19 protein-coding genes are annotated in these 22,345 nt (G+C 69.1%); 11 read left to right on the top strand and 8 right to left on the bottom strand.

Annotation, left to right across the window (positions count from 1 at the left end):
• Positions 1–8: 8 nt before the first annotated feature.
• From QU663_RS07665 to QU663_RS07650, 4 genes are read right to left on the bottom strand one after another with little or no spacing between them, the layout of a single operon-like run.
• On the bottom strand, positions 9–1,403 hold the full coding sequence (locus tag QU663_RS07665) for an LCP family protein (RefSeq protein ID WP_034481851.1): 1,395 nt from the start codon (positions 1,401–1,403) through the stop codon (positions 9–11).
• Entirely contained in the window at positions 1,400–2,743 is a 1,344-nt protein-coding gene (locus QU663_RS07660) for an LCP family protein (RefSeq protein ID WP_021612401.1), read from the bottom strand. Before QU663_RS07660 ends, QU663_RS07665 begins: the two co-directional genes overlap by 4 nt.
• On the bottom strand, positions 2,736–3,206 hold the full coding sequence (locus QU663_RS07655; protein WP_021612402.1) for a DUF2304 domain-containing protein: 471 nt from the start codon (positions 3,204–3,206) through the stop codon (positions 2,736–2,738). The genes QU663_RS07660 and QU663_RS07655 overlap by 8 nt, the downstream gene beginning before the upstream one ends.
• Complete coding sequence (locus tag QU663_RS07650) at positions 3,203–3,883, bottom strand: glycosyltransferase family 2 protein (protein ID WP_021612403.1); 681 nt, start codon at positions 3,881–3,883, stop codon at positions 3,203–3,205. Before QU663_RS07650 ends, QU663_RS07655 begins: the two co-directional genes overlap by 4 nt.
• Positions 3,884–3,992: 109 nt before the next feature.
• Between QU663_RS07650 and QU663_RS07645 the strand changes: the two genes are divergently transcribed.
• From QU663_RS07645 to QU663_RS07635, 3 genes are read left to right on the top strand one after another with little or no spacing between them, the layout of a single operon-like run.
• Positions 3,993–4,667 carry an acyltransferase gene (locus tag QU663_RS07645; protein ID WP_304990539.1) on the top strand — a complete coding sequence of 225 codons (675 nt, stop codon included), beginning with the start codon at positions 3,993–3,995 and terminating at the stop codon, positions 4,665–4,667.
• On the top strand, positions 4,664–5,764 hold the full coding sequence (locus QU663_RS07640) for a DegT/DnrJ/EryC1/StrS aminotransferase family protein (protein ID WP_021610884.1): 1,101 nt from the start codon (positions 4,664–4,666) through the stop codon (positions 5,762–5,764). The genes QU663_RS07645 and QU663_RS07640 overlap by 4 nt, the downstream gene beginning before the upstream one ends.
• Before the next feature lies 1 nt (position 5,765).
• Positions 5,766–6,749 carry a Gfo/Idh/MocA family protein gene (locus QU663_RS07635; RefSeq protein ID WP_021610885.1) on the top strand — a complete coding sequence of 328 codons (984 nt, stop codon included), beginning with the start codon at positions 5,766–5,768 and terminating at the stop codon, positions 6,747–6,749.
• A 9-nt stretch (positions 6,750–6,758) separates the two neighbouring features.
• Here the strand turns inward: QU663_RS07635 and QU663_RS07630 are convergent, their stop codons facing one another.
• Positions 6,759–7,856 carry a glycosyltransferase gene (locus QU663_RS07630; RefSeq protein WP_034480286.1) on the bottom strand — a complete coding sequence of 366 codons (1,098 nt, stop codon included), beginning with the start codon at positions 7,854–7,856 and terminating at the stop codon, positions 6,759–6,761.
• A gap of 90 nt (positions 7,857–7,946) precedes the next feature.
• On the opposite strand from QU663_RS07630, the gene QU663_RS07625 reads away from it, so the two are divergent.
• Entirely contained in the window at positions 7,947–9,218 is a 1,272-nt protein-coding gene (locus QU663_RS07625) for a lipopolysaccharide biosynthesis protein (protein ID WP_021610887.1), read from the top strand.
• A 225-nt stretch (positions 9,219–9,443) separates the two neighbouring features.
• Here QU663_RS07625 and QU663_RS07620 read toward each other — a convergent pair whose 3' ends face one another.
• On the bottom strand, positions 9,444–10,586 hold the full coding sequence (locus QU663_RS07620; protein WP_051267728.1) for a glycosyltransferase: 1,143 nt from the start codon (positions 10,584–10,586) through the stop codon (positions 9,444–9,446).
• Positions 10,587–10,631: 45 nt separating this feature from the next.
• On the opposite strand from QU663_RS07620, the gene QU663_RS07615 reads away from it, so the two are divergent.
• From QU663_RS07615 to QU663_RS07600, 4 genes are all read left to right on the top strand, one after another.
• Positions 10,632–11,936 (top strand): nucleotide sugar dehydrogenase, encoded by a 1,305-nt coding sequence (locus QU663_RS07615; protein WP_021610889.1) that lies wholly within the window; start codon positions 10,632–10,634, stop codon positions 11,934–11,936.
• A complete protein-coding gene (locus QU663_RS07610; protein ID WP_296490956.1) occupies positions 11,930–13,090 on the top strand; it encodes a glycosyltransferase in 1,161 nt (386 codons plus the stop codon). The genes QU663_RS07615 and QU663_RS07610 overlap by 7 nt, the downstream gene beginning before the upstream one ends.
• A 186-nt stretch (positions 13,091–13,276) precedes the next feature.
• Entirely contained in the window at positions 13,277–15,352 is a 2,076-nt protein-coding gene (locus QU663_RS07605) for an N-acetylmuramoyl-L-alanine amidase (RefSeq protein ID WP_034480255.1), read from the top strand.
• Between the two features lie 307 nt (positions 15,353–15,659).
• Positions 15,660–16,421 carry a hypothetical protein gene (locus tag QU663_RS07600; protein WP_021610860.1) on the top strand — a complete coding sequence of 254 codons (762 nt, stop codon included), beginning with the start codon at positions 15,660–15,662 and terminating at the stop codon, positions 16,419–16,421.
• 826 nt (positions 16,422–17,247) lie between these two features.
• Here the strand turns inward: QU663_RS07600 and QU663_RS07595 are convergent.
• A complete protein-coding gene (locus QU663_RS07595; RefSeq protein WP_021610857.1) occupies positions 17,248–18,675 on the bottom strand; it encodes a sugar nucleotide-binding protein in 1,428 nt (475 codons plus the stop codon).
• 196 nt (positions 18,676–18,871) lie between these two features.
• Here QU663_RS07595 and rfbA point away from each other — a divergent pair, with 196 nt between their 5' ends.
• The 3 genes from rfbA to QU663_RS07580 are packed head-to-tail and all read left to right on the top strand — an operon-like array spanning position 18,872 to position 20,892.
• On the top strand, positions 18,872–19,744 hold the full coding sequence (gene rfbA / locus QU663_RS07590; protein WP_034480263.1) for a glucose-1-phosphate thymidylyltransferase RfbA: 873 nt from the start codon (positions 18,872–18,874) through the stop codon (positions 19,742–19,744).
• Positions 19,745–20,500 (top strand): glycosyltransferase family 2 protein, encoded by a 756-nt coding sequence (locus QU663_RS07585; RefSeq protein ID WP_021610855.1) that lies wholly within the window; start codon positions 19,745–19,747, stop codon positions 20,498–20,500.
• Entirely contained in the window at positions 20,497–20,892 is a 396-nt protein-coding gene (locus QU663_RS07580; RefSeq protein ID WP_009058740.1) for a DUF2304 domain-containing protein, read from the top strand. Before QU663_RS07585 ends, QU663_RS07580 begins: the two co-directional genes overlap by 4 nt.
• 129 nt (positions 20,893–21,021) lie before the next feature.
• On the opposite strand, the gene QU663_RS07575 is transcribed toward QU663_RS07580, so the two are convergent.
• The gene (locus QU663_RS07575) at positions 21,022–22,254 is read right to left on the bottom strand and encodes a phosphotransferase (RefSeq protein ID WP_021610854.1); all 1,233 of its coding nucleotides are present in this window, start codon (positions 22,252–22,254) and stop codon (positions 21,022–21,024) included.
• Positions 22,255–22,345 lie beyond the last annotated feature (91 nt).

The raw sequence follows: 22,345 nt of genomic DNA, 5'->3' as shown, positions 1-22,345 counted from the left end.
GCCGCGGCCTAGACGCCGTCGACCTGGTTGAGGTCGGAGGTGGTGAGGGTACCGGCCCGCAGCTTGGCGAAGAAGTCGTCGGCTGTCGTGTCGCGCAGCAGCACCGCCGAGGCGCCGGCGCTGGTCGTGAAGTTCAGCGACTCGATCGGCGGGACGCCCATCATCTGATTCGAGGAGGCGCTGCGCAGTGCCATGACGAGGGCGCCGACCGTGAGGACGGAGGAGTCCTGGTCCACCGTGAAGGACTTCGAGCCCGCGCGCTCCACGCGCAGGGTCTTCGCGGGGTTCACGAGGGTCGCGGGGGAGGCCGCCGAAGCGATCACCTTGGAGATGACCTGGCGCTGGCGCTTGGTGCGCCCGATGTCGCCCTCTGGGTCCTGGTAGCGCATGCGTGAGAACTGCAGTGCCGTGGTCCCGTCCACCGTGTGGCAGCCCGCGGTCCACTTGAGTCCCGAATACTGGTCGTCCGCGTCGTTGTCGTAGCACAGCTCGACGCCGCCGACGGCGTCCACCATGTCGGGCACGGCACCCATGCCGATCTGGACGAAATGATCGACGGTCAGTCCGGTGAGCTTCTCGACCGTCTCGACGAGCAGCTGGGGGCCGCCGTAGGCGTAGGAGGCGTTGATCTTGTCCCAGCCGACCCCCGGGATCTCCGCGTAGGTGTCGCGGGGAATCGACAGGGCGACCGCCTGACCGTTGGGTGCGACGTTGACCAGCATGATCGAGTCGGCGCGCTCGGACTCGTCGAAGCCGTCCTTGACGGCGCCGTCGGCGCGCGAGTCGGAGCCGGCCAGCAGGTAGGTCGTGCCGGGCGTGTCGGCGGCGCCCGACAGGGCGCTGACCCGGCCCATGTTCGTGTTGGCGTCCCACAGGAGGAAGCCTCCCCACGCGAGGACGATCACCAGGAAGAGGCACAGGGTCTTCAGGATCGGGTGGCGGCGCCTGCGGCGTGGCCTGGGGGCCGAGGCCGGGGCGGCGCTGCGCGGGGGCGCCACGGGAGCGGCCTGGGAGCGGTTGATCGTCACCTGGCGAGGCCCGTTACCCGAGGGCGCGTAGGTGCCCGAGCCGGAGGAGACGGGCTGCGCTGCACGCCCGGAGCCGGGCGCGTACGACGGCGGGTTCGAGGCCGACGCGGGCTGGTAGGACGGGGGCGCCGGCTGGGGTGCGGAACGCCTCGGGAAGATCGGCGAGGAGTCGCGCTGCGGCTGGTCCAGGGTACGAGGCATCAGCGGGCGCGCGGCGTCGGCCTCGTCCTCGGAGATCCTCCACATCTGCGGCGCTATCGCCTCCGGCGGGGGAGTGGGCGCGCCGCTTCGGGCCTCTTCGCCGACGACGTGAGCGTCATCGGAGCCGGGGCGGCGTCGTTTCGGGTCGGGCGTAAACGAGGGAGGAGTGCTCATTTGTCCTTCGGCGGGCAGGTAGCCGCGTTCTGCTGGGCCGCGGCCTCGTTGGCCGCGTTGTTCTCGACGGAGGCGGACTGCTCGGTGTTATCCGCGGGGTTCGCGTTCGAATCGTCGCTCGGGCCTGCGGTTGCCGACGGCGTCGCCGACGGGGTCGTCGACGGGGTCGGCGCGGGGGGCGCGGTGGCCACGGTCGGGTCGGGCACGACCAGCTGGGCGCCGTTACCGTCCGTGTAGGTCGTGCCCACGGGCAGGGCCTGGTCGTTCTTCAGGGCGTTCCACACGTTGCGGGCCATCGGCTCGGAGGGGATGCGGCGGTTCGGATCCCAGGAGGGTTCCGCGACCGGCATCGTCACGAACTGGATGTTGGAACGGTCGACCTTCTGCAGCACGTTGATCAGCAAGGAAGCATCCGCGCTGGCGTCGCCCAGGTTCGGGGAGACGTTGACGGCCTGGATCGCGGCCTGCAGGAAGGTGAGGAGCGCGCCGGAGTCGGTGACGTAGTCCTTGGCCTGAAGCTCGCGCAGCATCGCGGAAATCAGCTGCTGCTGGCGGCCAATGCGCGAGATGTCGGAGCCATCGCCTTGGGCCTTGCGCGAACGCATGTAGGCCAGCGCGTGCGTGCCCGACAGCTTCCAGCAGCCCGCGTCGATGTAGAGCTGAGCGGAATCATCGTCGATGCGCTCGGGGATGTTGAACCAGACGCCGCCGAGCGCGTCGATCATGCGCACGAAGCCCGCGAAGTCAACGACCATGAAGGCGTCGATTGTCATGTCGGAGAGCTTCTCGACGGTGGACTTCACGCAGGCGATGCCGGGACCGACGTCCTCCGGAGCGTCGCCGCCGTTCGCGCCGTAAACCATCGCGTTGTTGAACATGTCGTCGCTGGTCGGCTCGCTGATGGTCCCGTCGCGGTGCTTACAGGCGGGGATGTCCACCAGGGTGTCGCGCGGGATCGAGACGATCTGCACGCGCGAGCGGTCGGCGCTGACGTGAATGACCATCGTCGAGTCGTTGCGCAGGCCGGGAACCTCGTCCTCGTCGCCCGCGCCCAGCTCGCCGCTGGCGCCGCTGCGAGAGTCGGTGCCGACCACGAGGATGTTGACGGCGCGGCCGTCGAAAGAATCCGGTGTCGCCTTGGTCTGGCCGTCGATCGAGTAGGCATCGATGTTGACGACGCGGTTAGCGAATTGCGTGATGAGGTTGGCGTAGAGGAAGCCTCCCGTTGACGCAACGAAGAGAACGCCAGCCATCACAACGGCGAGCGCGTATCGCACAAGTCCAAAGCGGCCGTAATTGACAGCCGAGTGCTGGATCGGTCGCAGATTCACGTTACTCATCACTTGTAACCATATCGTTATCCGGCGTATTTGTCGGGGAAGCGGGGCAGGAAGCGGCGCGTTCCACTTCCTGCTCGCCCTCGCGCTGAGCAGTGGGGGCGGCGGTGTTTTCCCTCGTCGTTTCAGGGGAAAGGACGTGTGAGAGGGCGAGGGCGCGGGCGAGCGAGGCCACACGCGCCTCCATGCGCGCCTCACGCCGATAGGCGGTCACCATCTGCGCGATCAGCGCGATGACGAGGCCGTAGACGATCAGATTCACCCCGCGGTCGACCCCGATGGCCCGGGCCAGCGTGTTTGCCAGCGAGGGGACGAGGATCGCCACGATGGCGGCCGCGACGAGCGCGCCGATGCCGATGCGGCGCAGGGCCAGGGAGGACGCGGAGGACACCGGGCGAATCAGCCACCAGGCGGTGGCAGCCAGCGCGGCGATCAGGAGGACGCGGATCAACAGGTAGGCGCTCATCGGCCCCCCAACGCCAGGTCGACGACGATGTTGACGGAGTTGAGCAGGGGCTGGCCCTTGGCCCGCGAGTAGTCCGTGTAGGAGATCGTCACGGGGTGCTCGGCGCCGGGCAGGCCGCAGGTGGCCAGCTGGGACACGATCTGCGAGGCGTGAGCCATGCGCGCGTGGGTCAGGTGCACGTGGGCGAGGGCGTCGGCGCGGATGACGCGCAGCCCGTTGTGCGTGTCGGTCAGGGCCATGCCCGTGCGCGCTCGGGCGGCAAGAGCGCCGATGTGCAGCACGGCCCGCTTGAGGGCACCGACGCGGGCATCCCCGCCGTCCAGGAAACGCGACCCGAGGACGAAGGCCAGGTTCTCCTCGTCGGCGCGCGCGACCATGGCCGCCGCCTCGGCGGGGTCGTGCTGGCCGTCGGCGTCGAAGGTCACCACGTAGCGCGCCCCGCGCGCGAGCGCCGCCTCGAAGCCGGTCTGCAGCGCGGCACCCTGCCCCAGGTTGATCGGGTGCGTGGCCGTGTAGGCTCCCGCCGCGCGCGCGATCACCGCGGTGTCGTCGTCGGAAGCGTCGTCCACCACGAGGACGCGGGGGAAGAGAGCGCGCACGCCAGCAACGACGCCCCCGATGACGGGCGCCTCGTTGAACGCGGGGATCACGACCCACGTGTCGGAGCGCATCTGCATTCAATTAGTGTCGCACATCGGGGTGGGCGCGCGCCTATAGTGTTGCTATCTGGTGGGACACCGCCGAAGCGGCGCGCACGCGCGCGTGAGAACACACGAGGGAGATACCGTGATCGAGCCCAGCGCCGACGTGGCGCCCAGCGCCCGGGTCGCCGACAACGCGCGCGTGTGGCACCTGGCGCAGGTGCGCGAGGACGCGAGCATCGGCGAGGAGACGATCGTCGGGCGCGGCGCCTACATCGGCGAAGGCGTGAGAGTCGGGGATCGCTGCAAGATCCAGAACTACGCCCTCATCTACGAGCCCGCCTCCCTGGCCGACGGCGTCTTCGTCGGCCCCGCCGCCGTGTTCACGAACGATCACGCTCCCCGCGCCATCAACCCCGACGGCTCACTCAAGAGCGCCTCGGACTGGGATCGCGTCGGCGTCACCGTCGAACGAGGCGCCGCCATCGGGGCGCGCGCCGTGTGCGTGGCCCCCGTGAGGATCGGCGCCTGGGCCTCGGTCGGGGCCGGCGCGGTCGTCACGCGCGACGTCGCCCCCTACGCCCTCGTCGTCGGCGTCCCCGCGCGCCGCGTCGGATGGGTCGGCGAGGCCGGGGTGCCCCTCGTCGCCGCCGACCCCGACGCGCCAGCCGGGCACGAGGCAGGGACAGCCATGTGGGTGTGCCCGGCCACGGGCCGCCGCTACATCGAGCGAGACGACACCCTCTCACCCGAGGAGGCCCAGGCCTCGTCCACGAATACCGCCGAGGCGCCCGCCCGCAACCGTGAGGACCAGCCGTGACCCATCCGTTCATTCCGCCCGCGCGCCCGCTCATCGGCGAGGAAGAGATCGAGGCCGTCGCCGCCGTCATGCGCACCGGCATGATCGCCCAGGGCCCCCAGGTCGCCGCCTTCGAGGAGGAGTTCGCCGCCGCCCTCGTGCCCGGAACCCGGGCAGCCGCGGTCAACTCGGGGACCTCGGCCCTGCACCTGGGCCTGCTCGCCGCCGGGATCGGACCGGGCGACGAGGTCATCGTCCCCTCCTTCACCTTCGCGGCCACCGCCAACTCGGTCGCCATCACGGGCGCGACCCCCGTGTTCGCCGACATCGACCCGCTCACCTTCACGCTGTCCCCGGCCGGAGTCGAAGCCGCAATCACGCAGCGCACGCGGGCCATCATGCCCGTCCACCTCTACGGCCACCCCGCTCCCATGGACGCGCTCCAGGCGATCGCCGACGAGCGCGGCCTCATGGTCTTCGAGGACGCCGCCCAGGCCCACGGCGCCACCCTGCACGGGCGCGCGGTCGGCTCCTTCGGCACCTTCGCGGCCTTCTCCTTCTACCCGACGAAGAACATGACCAGCGGCGAGGGAGGCATGGTCACCTCCACCGACCCCGAAATCATCCGAGGCGTGCGGCTCGCGCGCAACCAGGGCATGGAGACGCGCTACGCCAACGAAATCGTGGGCCTCAACAACCGCATGACCGACATCCACGCCGCCATCGGGCGCGTCCAACTGACCAAGGTCGGTGCGTGGACGCGCGCGCGTCAAAGCAACGCCGCGTTCCTGGACGCCCACCTGCGCGGCGTCACCGTCCCGCACGTCGCCCCCGGCGCCACCCACGTCTACCACCAGTACACGATCCGCGTGGAAGAAGACCGCGACGGTTTCGCCGACGCCCTGCGCGAGGAATACGGCGTCGGCTCGGGCGTCTACTACCCGATCCCGAACCACGAGCTGCCCTCCCTGGCCCGCTACGCCCCCTGTGCGGAGCTGCCCGCCACGCGCGAGGCCGCCGACCAGGTCCTCTCCCTGCCGATCTACCCCTCCCTGACGCCCATCGAGCTGGAACGCATCGTGCACGGCGTCAACACGCTCGCCCAAGCGGGGGCCTGACATGAGCATTCGCCTCGGGATCCTCGGCATCGGCTCGATGGGCCGACACCACGTGCGCAACGCTCGCGCCACCGCAGGCGTGGACCTCGTCGCCCTCGCCGACCCGGGCGGCGACCGCTTCGGCGTCGCCGGCGACCTGCCCGTCCTGGGCGGCGTCGAGGAGCTGATCGAGGCTGGCATCGACGCCGCGATCATCGCCGCGCCCACCGCCCACCACGAGGCCGCAGCCCTGGCGCTGGCCGAGGCCGGGGTGCACACCCTCGTCGAAAAGCCCCTCGCCACGAGCGTCGAGGCCGGAGCGCGCATCCGCGACGCCTTCGCGGCCTCGGGCCTCGTGGGGGCAGTCGGCTACGTCGAGCGCTGCAACCCGGCGCTCATCGACATGCGCAGGCGCATCGCCCAGGGACAACTGGGCGAGATCGAGCAGATCGCGACGCGCCGCCAGTCTCCCTTCCCCGCCCGCATCAGCGACGTCGGCGTGGTCAAAGACCTGGCCACGCACGACGTGGACCTGGCCGCGTGGGTGGCTGGCGCCCCCTACGAGAGCATCTACGCGCGCACGTCCGCGCGCTCGGGGCGAGTGCACGAGGACATGATGGTCGCCTCGGGCGTGCTTGCAGGCGGCATCCTCGTCAACCACCTCGTCAACTGGCTGACCCCCTACAAGGACCGCACGACCATCGTGACGGGGGAGCGCGGCGCGCTTGTCGCCGACACCGCGATGGGGGACCTGACCTTCTACGAAAACGGCCACGCGCCCCTGCAATGGGACGCCATCGCCGCCTTCCGCGGGGTGAGCGAGGGCCAGGTCGTGCGCTACGCCCTCACCAAGCGCGAGCCCCTCGCCCTCGAACACGAGCGCTTCCGCGACGCCATCCTCGGCGTGGGCGCCGAGCACGTCACCATGGACGAGGCCCTGGACAACCTGCGCGTCGTCGAGGCCATCCTCTCCTCGGCAGCCACCGGGCGCTCGGTCGACCTGTAGGGCGTGGCGTTAGCGCGTCACGTCGGCGTAAGTTTCGCGCAGCTGATCCACGGATCCGCGCAGTGAGCGCTCCTTTTCCACCCACGCCCGGCACGCCGCCCCGCGGTCCGCGCGTTCGTCCTCCGACCACGCCAATGCCTCGTCGATGGAGCGGGCCAGGGCCTCCGGCGAGCGCTCGCGCGTGAGCAGCGAGGCCCCCGGCGCGATCATCTCCGGCGTCCCGCCCGTCGGATAAGTGACCACGGGAACGCCGCACGCCTGCGCCTCGAGCAGGACGAGGCCGGCCGCCTCCTGCCTGCCTTCCGTCGGCTTCGTGGGCAGGACCAGGACGCGTGCGCGGCGCATCCAGCCGCGTACCCCCTCGCGATCCAGTCGGCCCGTGAACGACACGTGCGCGCGTACGCGCAGCACGGGGGCGAGCGGCCCGTCGCCCACGAGGACGAGGCGATGCTGGCGGCGCCCCACGAGGTCGGCGCAGGCCCGGGCCAGATCGTCCACGCCCTTCAGGCGGCTCAGAGCTCCCACGAACAGGACGATGGGCTCCTCGCGCGACTCTTGCGTGTTCGGGGCCGGCGTCCACCAGTCGGCGTCCACGCCCTGATAGTGCACGCTCAGGCGCTCCGGATCGGCACCCGCGCCCAGCGCAACGTCCGCCAGGTAACGCGACACCGCCAGCAGACGGCTCGCGCCCTCAAACGCCCGCGCGCGGTTGTGCGCGTTCCACGCAGCCCCCGCGCCCCGCCCGAGCCTCGGGTAGGCATCCCCGCCATGCAGCGTCACCACGAGCGGCGCGCCCGTCTCCCGCGCGGCGCCCACCGCCGGGAGCGACCAGGTCGCCTGGTGCTGGTGAATGACGTCCGGATCCCACGCGGCGATCGCGCGGCGCATCCGGCCCAGGCCTTGTGCCTGCGCCGCCACACGAAGCGGGAGCGGGCCGCCGAGCGCGCGCGGGGAAGCCTCGTCGATGGGGATCGTGATGGCCGGATCGGTAATACGCGCCGCCAGCGTAAAAGCCCGCCACTCCAGCTCCGGCATCGCGAGCGCGTGCGAGAGCGCGAAGTAGGTCGGGGGAACCAGCAGGGTCCCCTTCGTCAGAGCGACCCTCACGAGGGCCACCCGGAGACGGGAGCGGAGCGGGGAGCGGGCATGCCACCATCCTAGGGGCAAGCCGCGCGCCCCAGGTGATTAAATGAGTCCATGACGAACGCCGATCGCCCCGCCCGCTCGGGCGTCCTCGCGCAGGTGCTCACCCTCATCGGCGGAACGCTCCTCGCCCAGGGTATCGCCTTCGTCGCCCAGATCGGCATCGCCCGCCTCTACACGGACACGGACCTGGGGTACCTGGGTATCTTCACCTCCGCCGCCACGCTCGGCGCGGCGCTCGCGGGCGCCCGCTTCGACCTCAGCATCGTCCTGCCCGCCCCGGGCGACGAGGCCTCGGCCCGCTCCCTCGCCCGCCTCGCCTCGCGCTGCGTGCTGGTCGCCTCCGCCCTGGCCACCCTGATCGCGGCCGCCGCCTGGCCGTGGGTGAGCGCGCGCTACGGGTTCGCGCTCGCGGGCTGGCTGCTCGCCGTCGGCGTGTCCGTCCTGTTCCTGGCCCAAGGGCAGGTGTGTTCCTACTGGCTGACCCGCCACCGGCGATTCCAGGCGATCGCAAGCTCCTCCGTCGTGCGTGCCCTCGGTATCGCGGCGGCGCAGCTGGTGTGCGGCTTCCTCGCGAATGGTGGGTTGGGGGCGGCCATTGGGGCGACGATCGCGGGCCAGGGCCTCGCCGTCGCCTACCTGTCGTGGCACGCCCGCGACGCCCGCGAGCGCGAGGCCTCGGACCCGACCCTGCACGAGGTGGCGTCTCGCTACCGGAAGATGGCCCTCGTGGGCGTGCCCAACGTCGTCGTCGACGCGGTGCGCACGAGCGCGATACCGGTGCTGATCGCCACGTATTCCGTGGCCTCGCTCGGCCAATTCAACGTGGCGTGGCTGGCTCTGCAGGCCCCGGTCGCCCTCATCGCGGGGGCGCTCTCGCAGGTCTACCTGCCGCGCTTGTCGGACACCCCGCACGGAGCGATGACCCGCGTCGTCGTGCGCGTCGGCGGCATCGCCCTGGCCTGCTCGATCCCCGTGTTTGCCCTGCTCGCGTGGATCAGCCCGGCTCTCTTCCCCTTCGTGTTTGGGGCGCGCTGGGAGGCGGCGGGGTACTTCGCGCGGTCCCTGGCTCCGTGGCTGGCCCTCACGGTGGCGACCTCGCCGCTGTCCAACGTGTTCGTCGCGACCTACCATCAGAGGCGCATGCTGGCCTTCGCGTGCGTGTACTGTGCGGCGCCCCTGGCCTGGCTCGCGTGCAGCCCCTACGGCGTGGAGACGACGGTCGCCGTCCTCGGCGCCCTCATGACGGTGCTGCTCGTGGGGATGCTCGTCATGGCTGTCCTGACGGCGCGCGCCTACGACGGGGAGCGGCCGCAGGCGTCGTAGACGAGGGCGACACGCCCGTCGGCCTCGTGAAACCCCACCCGGCCTCGTGAAACCCTTGTGAAACAGGCGATGTCGTCGCCTCCTGGCATGCCTCTCCCCCAAAAGTCGCATGCAATTCCCATGCGGTCCGAATCTATGGGTGATCAAAAGTGTTGATATTCCAGTGTTTTTAGGGGTACTAAGAAAAGTTAGTGAACCCAAATTGCATGCAAGATTGTGGGGGAACTATTGCTGTCTTGCGCGCGCGGCGAGGGCCCGTTCGTAGGCCTCTCGCAGGCGCGAGGCCCCCTCCTCCCACGTGGGGATCGCCGGGGCCGCAAAGGCCTCGACGTCTTCGCGCGTGATGCGCTCCAAGGCAGAAACGAGGTCGTGCTCCGGATCCTCCAGCACCCACGTGTCGGCCTGATCGCCCAGGTACCGGCGGGCCTCGGGCAGGGCAGAGCACAGCGCGGGGGTGCCGGCGGCGAAGGCCTCCATCATCTTGTTGGGCGTGGATAAGCGGTGCGAGAGGCACCCGGACTCGATGAGGCACAGCGCCACGTCAGCCCCGCGCGTCATGGCGAGCACCTGGTCCGGCTCCACGGGAGGCAGGCGGTGAATGGTCGGGTGTGCTGCGGCCGCGCGCTCGACCTCGTCCAGCAGGGCGCCCTCCCCGACGAAGACGACGTGCGCCCCCACCTGAGCGAAGGCGCGCAGAATCAGGGGAATGTTGCGCCCCGGCGCGAGGTATCCCGAATGCAGGTACAGGAGCTCGCCCTCCGGGATCCTCAGCCGCGCCCGCAGGTCGATAACCCCGCCCGTCCCCGTCGGCGCGTTCGTCACCACGACCGGATCGACGCCCGGGTAGGCCTCGCGGTACCACTGCGCGATCGACTCATTCACCACGGACACCACGTCTGCGCGGCGGATGTAGTGGCGCTCGATGACGCGCTGGAGGCGCTGGCGCAGCCCCGCGGACCCCACCGTCTCCGTCTCCAACTCGTGCGCGTTGTAGGCGAACACTGCGCCCGTGCGCCGAGCCAGGGCGTGCGCGAGGGGCAGGAGGAACAGGTTCTGCGCGGAGATGGCCGCCACGCGCTGCCTCGCGAAGCGCCAGTACACGCGAGCCCCCCACGCGCAGACGACCCGCACCCCTCCCAGGGGCGCACCCAGGGACGCGCCCCGGATCCGCGTGAGGCGCACGGTGGGGGCCACGGCCTCGTCCGCGGGAAGCCCGCCCTGATCGATGCCGACGACGTGCGTGCGTGAGAAGAGTGGGGACAGTGAGCGCGCGATCTTCACCAGGCGACCGGGCGAGGCCAGGTTGGAGGGGTAGAGCAGGAGGTTGAGCGCGCGATCCACGCCCCCATTGTAGGAGGTGCGGGGCACTACACTGGAGGAGAACAACGAGGCCGGAGACGGAAAGGGGACCCCATGCGCATCGCGGTCGTCGGCATGGGCAAGATCGGTCTGCCGCTGGCGGTGCACTACGCGCGCGGCGGGCACGCCGTCGTCGGCGTGGACGTGAACCCGCGGGTGGTCGACCTGGTCAACGGGGGAGAAGAGCCCTTCCCGGGCGAGGCTCACCTGGCCGAGTACCTGCCTGTGCTCGCCTCCTCCGGCGCGCTGCGCGCCACGACCGAGTATGCCGAGGCGATCCCCGGTGCCGACGCGGTCGTCATGGTCGTGCCCCTCGTCGTCGATGACGAGAGTCGCCCCGACTTCCGCGTCATGGACGCCGCCACCCGCTCCATGGCCGCGCACCTGACGCCCGGTACCCTGGTCTCCTACGAGACGACTCTGCCCGTGGGCACGACGCGCGGACGCTACAAGCCCCTCATCGAGGAGGTCTCCGGCTTGGTCGAGGGCCGCGACTTCGACGTCGTGTTCTCGCCCGAGCGCGTCCTCACGGGCCGTGTCTTCACCGATCTGGCGCGCTACCCGAAGCTCGTGGGGGGCCTGAGTGAGGCTGGCGAGGCGCGCGGCGTTCGCTTTTACGAGGCCGTCCTCTCCTTCGACGAGCGTGACGACCTGCCGCGCCCCAACGGAGTGTGGCCGATGGGAAGCGCCGAGGCCGCCGAGATGGCCAAGCTCGCCGAGACCACGTACCGGGATGTCAACATCGGCTTGGCGAACCAGTTCGCGCGCTACGCGGACGCGACCGGCATCGACGTCGCGCGCGTCATCGAGGCCTGCAACTCCCAGCCCTACTCCCACATTCACCGGCCTGGCATCGCGGTCGGCGGCCACTGCATCCCCGTCTACCCGCGCCTGTACCTGGCCGGGGATCCGGACGCAAGCGTCGTTGCCGCCGCGCGCGCCGCGAACGCCGACATGCCCGCCTACGCGGTCTCGCGCGCAGCGTCCCTGCTGGGTTCTCTGGCGGGGCTGCGCGTGGCCGTCCTGGGTGCTGCCTACCGCGGCGGGGTCAAGGAAACGGCGTTCTCGGGTGTCTTCGGTGTTACCTGCGCGCTACGCGAGGCCGGGGCGCGGGTGTGCGTCCACGACCCCCTGTACAGCGATGAGGAGCTCGCCGACTTCGGGTGGGACGCCTACCACCTCGGCGAGGCCGTGGACGTCGCCATCGTCCAGGCCGACCACGCCACCTACCGGGACCTGACGCCCGCGGACCTGCCCGGCGTGCGTCTCCTCGTCGACGGCCGCGCCATCACGTCTCCCGAGGCTTGGGCTGGCACCCCGCGCATCACCATCGGCGGGGGAGCTTCGCCCGCATGCTAGTCACCCTCGCGACCCGTACTTTTACGCCGGAACCCACCGCCGCCGCACTGCGTCTCGGGGCTCTCGCGCGGGCGCTGGCAGGCGGCGGGGACCGCGTGCGCGTCCTGACCTCGCGCCTGGCGCCAGCCGTCGCACGCGGCGCCGCGCGCGCTGACGAACCCGGCTCCGGCCTCGTTGAGGTCAGGCGAGCCCCGGTGCTGCGCGACCGCACCGGCGCCGTGCGCGGATACGTCTCCTACCTGTCTTTCGACGTTCCGCTGATTGCGCGACTGCTTGCCGGGCCTCGGCCGGACGTGGTCGTCGCCGAACCCCCTCCCACGACTGGTGCGGCTGTGCGCCTGGCATGCGCGCTCCGGCGCGTCCCCTACGTCTACTACTGCGCGGACATCGTCTCCGACGCTGCGGCGCTCGCCGGGGTGGCGCGCCCCGTCGTGCGCGCGGTCGCTGGCCTGGAGTCCTTCGCCCTGCGCGGAGCCCGCCGCGTCGTCGCCGTGTCGGACGGGGTCGCCGGGCGCGCGCGGGACCTGGGCGCCGCCGACGTCGCCGTCGTCCCCAACGGGGTGCGCGTGCCCGAGGTCGTGGCCGCCGGCGTCCCCGAGGGTTTCCCCACCTGCGGCGGGCCCGTCTTCGTCTACGCGGGCACGATCGCCCACTGGCTGGCCCCCGAGGTCTTCATCGACGCTTTTGAGAGGGCTCGTGAGCGGCTCGGGGATGCGCGCCTCGTGTTCGTCGGGCAGGGGAGTGGCTGGGAGGATCTGGCCGAGCGTGCGCGGCGCGTGGCCGGAGTCGAGCTGATCCCCGCCGTCAGCGCCGAGGAGGCCGACCGCTGGATGGCGCGAGCTAGCGCGACGCTGGCTTCTTTGCGTCCGGGCGGCTACGACTACGCCTACCCGACGAAGATCCTGGCCTCCCTGGCGCAGGGGACTCCCGTCATCTACGCTGGCCCGGGGCAGGCGGGGCGCGACGTGCGCGAGGCGGGGCTCGGGGCGGCCTGTGGGCTCGACGCCGATCAGGTCGCTGAGGCCATGGTCGCCGTCGCGTCGGGAACGCTGAACTGGGTGGGGGAGGAACGGGTGCGGGCGTGGGTGCGCGAGCATCGCTCGGTCTCGGCTTCCTCGCGCGCGGCGGCTGCGGTGGTTCGTTCGGCGCTCTGAGGGGCTTCGATCGCGGGTGGGGCCGTGGGTTTCTGCTGTTCGGGGATTGTCCCTGCCTCGTCTCAGAATCCGCCGCATTATCGTTTCGGTTCATGCCGGTTTGCGCGTGTAACTATTTTCATGTTTACAGTTACAACATAAGTAACTAAAATCTCGGTTGTCACATTAGCAACTCGAAGGATGACTATGCGCTCCCCGTGGAGGAAACTCGCAGCCGGGCTCACCATGGCACTCGCCGCCGCCGTTGCGGCCCTCGTGCCTCCCGCCCAGGCGGCCACCGGCATCATCATCGCCATCGACCCCGGGCACGGGGGTTCCGACCCTGGCGCGGTCGCCAACGGCCTGCAAGAAAAAGACCTGACCCTCGCCGTCTCCCTGGCCCTCAAAGAGGAGCTCGAGACCTACGACGGCGTCACCGTCGTCATGACCCGAACGAGCGACACCAGGCCTTCGGAGAACCTGAGCGACGACCTGTCCAGCCGCGTCCAGATGGCCGCAGCCGCCGATGCCGACGCCCTCGTGTCGATCCACTTCAACTCCGGCTCGCCCATTGCGCGCGGAGCCGAGGTTTGGTACGGCAACTCCTCCTCGTACAACTACGCGACCCACACGCAGGGCCGCAAGCTCTCCACCAACATCCAGGACCAGCTGACCTCTCTCGGCCTGGCCGACCGCGGCATCAAGACCCGCGACAACCCGTACTACGACTACCCGGACGGCTCCACGGGCGACTACTACGCGATCATCCGCCAGGCCCGCGAGGAAAACATGCCCGGCATCATCGTCGAGCACGCCTTCGTGACCTCCACGTCGGACGCGCAGCTCCTGCGTGACCCGAACTTCGTGCACTCCCTCGGCGTCGCCGACGCGACCGGCATCGCCCAGACCTACGGGCTGAGCAAGGGCGCCTGGGAGAAGTCGGGTGACTCTTGGCGCTTCGTGCGCGACGGCGCCGCCAAGACCGGCTGGTTCAACGCCGGCGGCCGCTGGTACTGGGCCGGGGCCAATGGTCGCACGATCCGCGGCTGGTCCACCATCAACGGACGCCGCTACTTCTTCGACGACTCCACCGCGATGGTGACGGGCTGGAAGAAGGACGGTGACAAGTGGTACTACTTGCGTCCCGACGGCGACATGGCCACCGGCTGGATCAAGGACGGTGGCTCCTGGTACTACCTCGGCTCTGACGGCGTCATGGCCACCGGCTGGCTCAAGGAACGCAACGACTGGTACTGGCTGGGCACCTCCGGCGCGGCCGCCGTCGGCTGGACGAAGGTCGGCGGCGACTGGTACCTCTTCGACGACGACGCACGCATGCTCACCGGCTGGCAGCTGACCGAGGACGACAATGAGTGGTACTACATGCACGCCAACGGCGTCATGGCCACCGGATGGCTGCTCGACCGCGGGTCTTGGTACTACCTGGACGGCGAGGGCACCATGAAGAAGGGCTGGGTGACGGTCGGCGGTGTCTGGTACTACATGCGTTCTTCCGGCGCGATGGCGACGGGCTGGCTGCTCGATGGCAACACGTGGTACTGGCTGGACCCCTCCTCGGGAGCCATGGCCACCGGTACCGTGACCGTTGAGGGGCGGGCCTCCTCCTTCGCCTCCTCCGGCGCGTGGCTGGGTTACGCGGACGGCGCCGGCGCACCGGCAGCGGACGCCGCCTCCCGTTCCGCTTCGCGCGCCGATTCCGTGACGAACGCGGCCGGTCAGCGCCTCATCATGACCGCACCCATGGCCTCGCGCTCGGAGGTTATTGACGACATGGTGAGTGCCTGGAACTCGGCGGGTAGCGCGTACCCGTCCGCCCTGGCTTCCGGCGGCGCGCCGACGATCCGCGACTTCGCGGGCATCGTCTACGACGAGGCCGTGGCCGAGGGGGTCTCCCCCGAGCTGGTCTTCGTCCAGTCCATGAAGGAGACGGGCTGGCTGGGCTTCGGCGGCGACGTGAGCGTCGGCCAGTTCAACTTCTCTGGCATCGGCGCGGTCGGCGGCGGCGCGCAGGGCGCCTCGTTCCCCGACGTTCGTACCGGCATCCGCGCCCAGGTCCAGCACCTGCGCGCCTACGCGGACCCGAACGTGACGACCGCGTCCCTGGCGAATCCGGTCGTGGACCCGCGTTTCACCTACGTGCGCAAGGGCGCTGCCCCCGTCGTCGAGTACCTGGGCATCCAGGAGAACCCGAACCACACCGGCTGGGCGGCTGCCCGCGGGTACGGAGGCGACCTGGTGTCCATGATGAACACGTACTTCTAGGGGTATCTCACCTCCTCACGAGGCCGGGGCCAGTTGCGCAGTTGAGCGCGGCTGGCCCCGGCCTTTCTATGCCTGCTGTCTCGGCGCCGGATTGTCGGCCATTGCTGGCGGGTGTGGCCTCCGGGGATTGCGCGCGGCCAGCGTGTCCGATGGCTCGGTGTCCGCTGGCGCTTGTCGTGGCGTCGCTGGGCCTCGAATTGCTCCTGTCAAATAATGGTGAGCGCCCTTCTGTCAGCAATATGACGGGAAATATGTCCTATGATGAGGGTGAGAAAGACAGCGTGTGTCTATCGACAAGGAGAGTGCAATGGCCACAGAAACCTGGTTGTACATCTATGAGGGTGCGCCTCGCGGCGACGAGGAGGAGCGCAGGCCCATCTACATTGGGATCGGTGAGCGCATGGGGCGCGTGTTTGAGCAACACAATCCCGACGCCGAGAGGCTCCGCGATGCGGAAGGGACCCTCATCCGCCAGACCCTTGAGCCGTTTTCGAGCCGCGAGGACGCGCTCAAGGCCGAGGCTATCGCCATCCACGTCGCCTCTCTCATGGGGCTGGATCCGATCTATGACGCTGAGGACGAGGACGAGCTGTTCAACGAGGATGACAAGATGGTCACGAACATTGCGGGGACGAAGACGAGCAAGCACCTGGGGCCGGCGATTTTCACACGCGATGGTGAGGTCGCTCAGGATGAGATGGAGGGGACGATCATTGTGCCCATCACCCCGGATTCTCTCGAGGGGCGCGCCTCGGCGTTCGGCGGCAATCCCGGCGAGGTGTTTATCGAGCGAGCCGCTCAGGCCTGGAACATCGCGCCTGACAAGCGCCCGAAGATTAGGCGGCTCGTCGCCGTTTTAACGGGAAGCCGTCACGTGATCCTGGGGTCCTGGGAGGTCGACCCCAGCCGTGAATGGGAACTCGTCTGTCCGGAATCGTCCTCGCCCTACAGTTCTCGCGTCCGGATTCCCGTTCCTCACCCCGAGCAAGACGATGTTGGTGAGATGAAGGGAAAGCGCTATGTGGGGCGCCTGCAGGTAGGTGTGCTTTATTCCCCGGATATCGCCTAGCCCGATCCCTGTGACGAGATGGCTGCGAGGGACACCGCTCATCATCGATCGTTGTTGTGCCATCGTGACGGGTATGAGCCCTCAGCGATTCAGTCGCCGACGGCTCACGCGTGGAGGGTTGTACGCACATGGATAGGCTCTCCTCGCTCAGCGGCCCCACAAACCTGATGCCGGCGGGCTGCCCCTACGCGGATAGGTTCTACCGTACAGCGGCGGCACACGCCCTCGTCAGCGGTGGGCTGCCCGCATCCGGATAGGTTGTGCGCATCTGGATAGGTTATTCAGATGCGGATAGGTTAATAAGCTATCCAGATGTTCGGTACCTATCCGGATGTTCGTAACCTATCCGGATACGTCGCCCCCATTCGCAACCGTCGCCCTTAACGCGCGCGCGGGCAGCCCCGGCTACGCGGATAGGTTGTGCCGTACAGCGGCGGCACGCGCCCTCGTCAGCGGTGGGCTGCCCGCATCCGGATAGGTTGTGCGCATCTGGATAGGTTATTCAGATGCGGATAGGTTATTAACCTATCCGGATGTTCGTTACCTATCCGGGTGTTCGTAACCTATCCGGATACGTCGCCCCCATTCGCAACCGTCGCCCTTAACGCGCGCCCGGGCAGGCCCGGCTACGCGGGCAGCCCCGGCTACGCGGGCAGCTCCGGCTACGCGGGCAGGCCCACGAAGGGACCGAGATCGTGGGCTTCATGGTGCAGGCAGGCCCGGCTAGGCGGGCAGGACCCGTAGCCTCACGCCCACGAAGGGCGCATGTGGACAAAGCATCGGCCCCGAGCACCTGTCGGTGCCCGGGGCATCACTGCAACACAAGTCAGCCATGCAGGGACGCGACGTAGGCGTCGATGCGCTGCGAAGAGTCCTCGGGCGTGAAGCCGGTGGCCTTGATCTTCGTCAGATCCAGGACCGAGGACAGGGGGCGCGGAGCGACCTCGCGGCCCGCGAAGTACTCCTCCGTGGTCACGGGCGTGACGTCCTCCGGGTTGCGTCCCCGCAGCTCGAATACGCGCTTGGCGACCTGCGCCCAGCTCATCACCGGGCCCTCGCCCGACAGGTTGTACGTGCCGAACTCGGCGCCGGTGGTCAGCAGGTGAATGATGCCGCGCGCCAGGTCGGACGTGAAGGTCAGGCGACCCACCTGGTCGGACACCACCGAGGGGGAGATGCCCTGATCGGCCAGGGAGGCCATGGTCTTCAGGAAGTTCTTGCCGTCGCCCACCACCCAGGAGGTGCGCACGATGTAGTGCTTCGGCGTCGAGGCCACCGCCGCGTCGCCACCCGCCTTCGACTGGCCGTATGCGCCCAGGGGAGAGGGGGCCTCGTCCTCGAGGTGCACGTCCTGCGTGCCATCGAAAACGTACTCCGTGGAGATGTGGACCATCGTGACGCCGTGAGCCGTCGCCTCGCGGGCCAGAACGGCCGGGCCCGTCGAGTTTGCCTGCCAGGTCGCGCGCCGACCCTCGGGAGTCTCAGCGCCATCCACGTTCGTCCACGCGGCCGCGTTGATCACGACATCGATGTCATCCCACGGCAGCGCCGCCACCGCCTCGGCGTCGGAGATCGACACCTCCGGCAGATCCACGCCCGTGACCGTGAAGCCCGCCTCGGGCAGGGCGCGCATCAGCTCGCGTCCCAGCTGGCCATTCGCGCCGGTCACGAGCGCGCGGCGCCCGGCGGGGACCGGAGCGGGGAAGGGGGTCACGTCCGCCATGCGCGGGTGAGCCTTGTCCTTGTCGGACAGGATGGCGCGCTCGAGCGGGATCGGCCAATCCACGGCGGCCGTCTCGTCCGCCAGGTTGAGGAACGTGTAACGGGCGTCGGGCGACCAGTGGTCGTTCACCAGGTATGTGTACGCCGTGTTCGGCTCCAGCGTCTGGTAGGAGTTGCCCACGCCCTTGGGGACGAAGACGGCGACACTCGGATCAATGATCGTGGTGTACACGGTCCCAAACGAGGGTCCCTCGCGCAGGTCCACCCACGCGCCAAAGACGCGGCCCGTGGCGACCGAGACGAACTTGTCCCACGGCTCCGCGTGGATACCTCGGGTCACCCCGACCTCGTCGTTGAAAGAAATGTTGTTCTGCACGGGGCCGAAATCCGGTAGGCCCAGCGCGACCATCTTCTCGCGCTGCCAGTTCTCCTTGAACCAGCCTCGGTTATCGCCGTGAACAGTCAGATCAATGCGCAAGAAGCCGGGGATCGGAGTGGTCGTAATCCCCAGGGGCTTAGCGGTGGGCGCCATGGTTCTTCCTTTACGTGCGTTGGTTGTGTGCGGACGCAACATTCCACATAAATACTATCCGATCTGCCCTGCGCTGGGGGTGTGCGCCGCCCCATGGGCGCGCAAGAGGCCTCAGTTGTGGAAAAATAGCCATGGATAGGGATAATTGTCACTGATGCGCGACCCACACGAGGACGCGCCGGGAAGCGGAGGCAACATGAAAGGCATCATCCTTGCAGGCGGGTCGGGAACCCGACTGAACCCGATCACGCTGGGGACATCGAAGCAGCTGGTCCCCGTCTACGACAAGCCGATGATCTACTACCCGCTGTCGACCCTGATGCTGGCCGGCATCTCCGACGTTCTGGTGATCACGACGCCGCACGACGCGCCGTCCTTCCACCGCCTGCTCGGTGACGGCAGCCAGCTCGGCGTCAACATCTCTTACGCCGTCCAGCACGAGCCCAACGGCCTGGCTCAGGCCTTCGTGCTCGGCGCGGACCACGTCGGCAACGACAGCGCCGCCCTGGTCCTGGGCGACAACATTTTCTACGGCCCCGGCATGGGCGCGCAGCTGCGTCGCCACGTCGACCCCGACGGCGGCGCCGTGTTCGCCTACCACGTCTCCAACCCGCGCGCGTACGGTGTCGTGGAATTCGACGATGAATTCAACGCCCTGTCGATCGAGGAGAAGCCGGACAAGCCCAAGTCCAACTTCGCCGTGCCCGGCCTGTACTTCTACGACAACGACGTGGTCGACATCGCCCGCAACCTCAAGCCCAGCGCGCGCGGCGAGTACGAGATCACCGACGTCAACCGCGCCTACCTTGAGGCCGGCAAGCTCAAGGTTGAGGTCCTCCCGCGCGGCACCGCGTGGCTGGACACCGGTACCTTCGACTCGCTCGCCGATGCCACGGCCTTCGTGCGCACGGTCGAGGCCCGCCAGGGCATGAAGATTGGTGCCCCCGAAGAGGTCGCGTGGCGCATGGGCTTCATCGACGACGAGGGTCTGCGCCAGCGCGCCGAGCCCCTGGTCAAGTCGGGCTACGGTGCTTACCTGCTCGAGCTCCTCAACCGTGAGGATCACTGAGTGTCGCGCCCGAGTGCTGATTCGCGCCTCCTGATCGTCATCCCCGCGTGGAACGAGGAGGAGGTGCTCTCAGAGGTCTTGGAGTCCGTGAAGGTCGAGAAACCGTCCTTCGCGGACATCCTGGTCGTATCCGACGGGTCCACGGACGCGACGGCTGACATTGCGCGCGCGGCGGGCGTGGCCGTGCTCGACCTGCCCCTGAACCTGGGGGTTGGCGGCGCTATGCGCGCTGGCTTCCAGTACGCCCAGCGCATGGGGTACGACTACGCCTGCCAGCTCGACGCGGACGGCCAGCACGACCCGAAGGAGATCGAGACTCTCATTGAGAAGGCCTCCCTGGAGGGCGCGGACGTGGTGATCGGGTCGCGTTTTGCGGGCAAGGGCGACTACCGGGCGCGAGGCCCGCGCAAGTGGGCGATGAACCTGTTCTCGTTCATCCTCTCGCGCGTGTGCAAGACGCATCTGAGTGACACGACCAGTGGGTTCAAGCTCTACGGCCCGCGTGCGCTGTCGCTGTTCGCGCACAACTACCCGGCGGAGTATCTGGGCGACACGATCGGCGCGCTCGTCATCGCGGCCCGCTCGCACCTGGTGGTGCGCGAGGTGGGCGTGCAGATGCACCCGCGCGCGGGCGGCGAACCGTCGCACAATCCGATCAAATCGGCGCTCTTCCTGGTGCGCGCGACGTTGGCCCTCGCGGTGTCCCTGTCGCGCCCCGGCGAGAAGGTCGCCCAGACGCGGGAGGAGAACGCATGAGCCCCACCTACTTGCTGGGATTGGTGTTCGCGATCATCATCTTGGTGATGGTGTTCGTCAAGATGCGTAATTCGGGCCTGAAGGAGCGTTACGGCCTGTGGTGGTACTGCATCGCTTTCTTCACGGCGCTGCTGTCCATTTTCCCGCCGATCCTGAAGTGGACTGCTTTCCACCTGGGCGTGGTCGTGCCGCTGAACCTGGGCTTCTTCGTGGCGGGTGTCGTCCTGCTGCTGCTGTCCCTGCGTTTTTCGGTGGATCTGTCGCGCGCGGATGAAGATCGACGCCGCCTGACCGAGGAGGCCGCGATCCTGCGCCTCCAGGTCGAGGATCTGCAGGGGCGCGTGGCGGCTCTGGAGGCTCGCCTCTCGTCGGCAGATGAGGAGCCGCGCTGATGCGATAGTCGCGGTGCGTGAGCCGTCGGTCGGCTCACCAGACGAGGTCGGGGTCCGTCGGGTGTCAACCTGACGGACCCCGGTTTGGTGCGTCTGCGTGCCCGTGGGGTGCGCCCGTGGGGTGTGTGGTTAGCGCAGGAGGGTGCCGTCGGGGCCGAGGCGCAGGCGTTCGGTCGGTGCGGCGGGGTCGACTTCCCCCTCGGCGAGCTTGCGGGACACGGCGGAGGCGGGGCGGGAGACTGGCATGGTCGCCGCGCCGGTGTCGCCTTCTTGTGCGGTGGTGTCCCATTCGGAGACGGTGGAGCGGTCGCGCCATTTGATGGGCCGCGAGTCGGTCGACGCCTGGGCGTCGGTGGAGCGGGGCTGTGCGGGTTCCTGGGAGGCGGGGGAGGCCTCGGCGGAGGAGTGAGCTCCCATGGCGGTGGCGTGCGAGGGCAGCAGCGGTTCCCCGTCGAGGTCGGTGGCCAGGTCGGCAATCATGGCGCGGGCCTCGTCGATGACGGAGGAGTCTTCGGCGTGCAGGCCGTGGACGAGCCAGCGCACGAGCGCGATTTCGCTCAGGAGCTGGGCGCGCGTGAAGACGTGCAGGTCGGTGGCGCGGCGCTCGTGTCCGTAGGTTTCGCGGAAGCGTTCGAGGAAGTTATCGGAGGCGGTGGCCTGGATCCATGCGATGTCGAGGGCGGGGTCGCCCACGTGGGCGCTGGTCCAGCCGCCGATCGCCAGGACGGAGCCGCGCTGGACGGACAGGCAGCGTTCCTGGATGTCGCCGTGGATGGGGGCGGAGGGGAATCGCCACAGGGAGACGTCTTCGAGGGCTGCTTCCCAGCGGCTCCACAGTGAGGGCGGGATCGTGACTTCGCGGGCGGCCTCGTCGAGGAGGGCGAGGTTGCGGTCGCGGCATTCGATCGCCGTGTAGGTCGGCAGCCCGATCGCAGAGAAGACGGTCTCGGGCAGGTTGTGGAGGGCGGCGAGGGCTCGCCCGAGCGAGGCGGGCAGGAGCAGGTCGGAGTCGAGTTCCTCGGGCGTGGGCGCGTGTCCGCCCGGGTCGCGGTGCACGTAGACGCTCGCGCCGCCGCTGACTTTGGCTTGTCCGGCCAGGCGCGGGACGTCGAAGGGAATGTAGTCGTGCTCGTAGGCTTGTCCGAGGCGGTCGAGGATGCCGGAGGTCGCTTCGAGGGCGGGGCCGGAGACCTCCTCGTGGGGGCAGGTGACGATCCAGCGGTTGCCGGCCGCGTCTTCGATGCCGGTGACGGAGGAGAGCTCGTCGCTGTAGGACGGCGGTCGCAGCGCACTCACGCGCATCCCGGGCACGGCGGAGGTGGCCAGGGCGGCCAATTCGAGGGGGCTCTTCGGGGTCGTCATTGCTTTAACGTATCGCGCTGCGGGCCCGGGAGCGCGTCCCCGCGCGGGCGGGGGCTCGATTGTGGGACAGCGAGTTTGTTCCTTTCCGAAA

This window comes from Schaalia sp. HMT-172 (assembly GCF_030644365.1).
Taxonomy (GTDB): domain Bacteria; phylum Actinomycetota; class Actinomycetes; order Actinomycetales; family Actinomycetaceae; genus Pauljensenia.
Note: the sequence above shows the minus strand (reverse complement) of the source record. Positions and strands in the feature narration are given on the sequence as shown.

Coding starts and splice junctions, on each gene's coding strand:
- QU663_RS07580 (WP_009058740.1), top strand. CDS start 20,497: ATGAGCCCCACCTACTTGCTGGGATTGGTGTTCGCGATCATCATCTTG.
- QU663_RS07625 (WP_021610887.1), top strand. CDS start 7,947: ATGACGAACGCCGATCGCCCCGCCCGCTCGGGCGTCCTCGCGCAGGTG.
- QU663_RS07610 (WP_296490956.1), top strand. CDS start 11,930: ATGCTAGTCACCCTCGCGACCCGTACTTTTACGCCGGAACCCACCGCC.
- rfbA (WP_034480263.1), top strand. CDS start 18,872: ATGAAAGGCATCATCCTTGCAGGCGGGTCGGGAACCCGACTGAACCCG.
- QU663_RS07600 (WP_021610860.1), top strand. CDS start 15,660: ATGGCCACAGAAACCTGGTTGTACATCTATGAGGGTGCGCCTCGCGGC.
- QU663_RS07575 (WP_021610854.1), bottom strand. CDS start 22,254: ATGACGACCCCGAAGAGCCCCCTCGAATTGGCCGCCCTGGCCACCTCC.
- QU663_RS07595 (WP_021610857.1), bottom strand. CDS start 18,675: ATGGCGCCCACCGCTAAGCCCCTGGGGATTACGACCACTCCGATCCCC.
- QU663_RS07615 (WP_021610889.1), top strand. CDS start 10,632: ATGCGCATCGCGGTCGTCGGCATGGGCAAGATCGGTCTGCCGCTGGCG.
- QU663_RS07655 (WP_021612402.1), bottom strand. CDS start 3,206: ATGAGCGCCTACCTGTTGATCCGCGTCCTCCTGATCGCCGCGCTGGCT.
- QU663_RS07665 (WP_034481851.1), bottom strand. CDS start 1,403: ATGAGCACTCCTCCCTCGTTTACGCCCGACCCGAAACGACGCCGCCCC.
- QU663_RS07605 (WP_034480255.1), top strand. CDS start 13,277: ATGCGCTCCCCGTGGAGGAAACTCGCAGCCGGGCTCACCATGGCACTC.
- QU663_RS07635 (WP_021610885.1), top strand. CDS start 5,766: ATGAGCATTCGCCTCGGGATCCTCGGCATCGGCTCGATGGGCCGACAC.
- QU663_RS07660 (WP_021612401.1), bottom strand. CDS start 2,743: ATGAGTAACGTGAATCTGCGACCGATCCAGCACTCGGCTGTCAATTAC.
- QU663_RS07650 (WP_021612403.1), bottom strand. CDS start 3,883: ATGCAGATGCGCTCCGACACGTGGGTCGTGATCCCCGCGTTCAACGAG.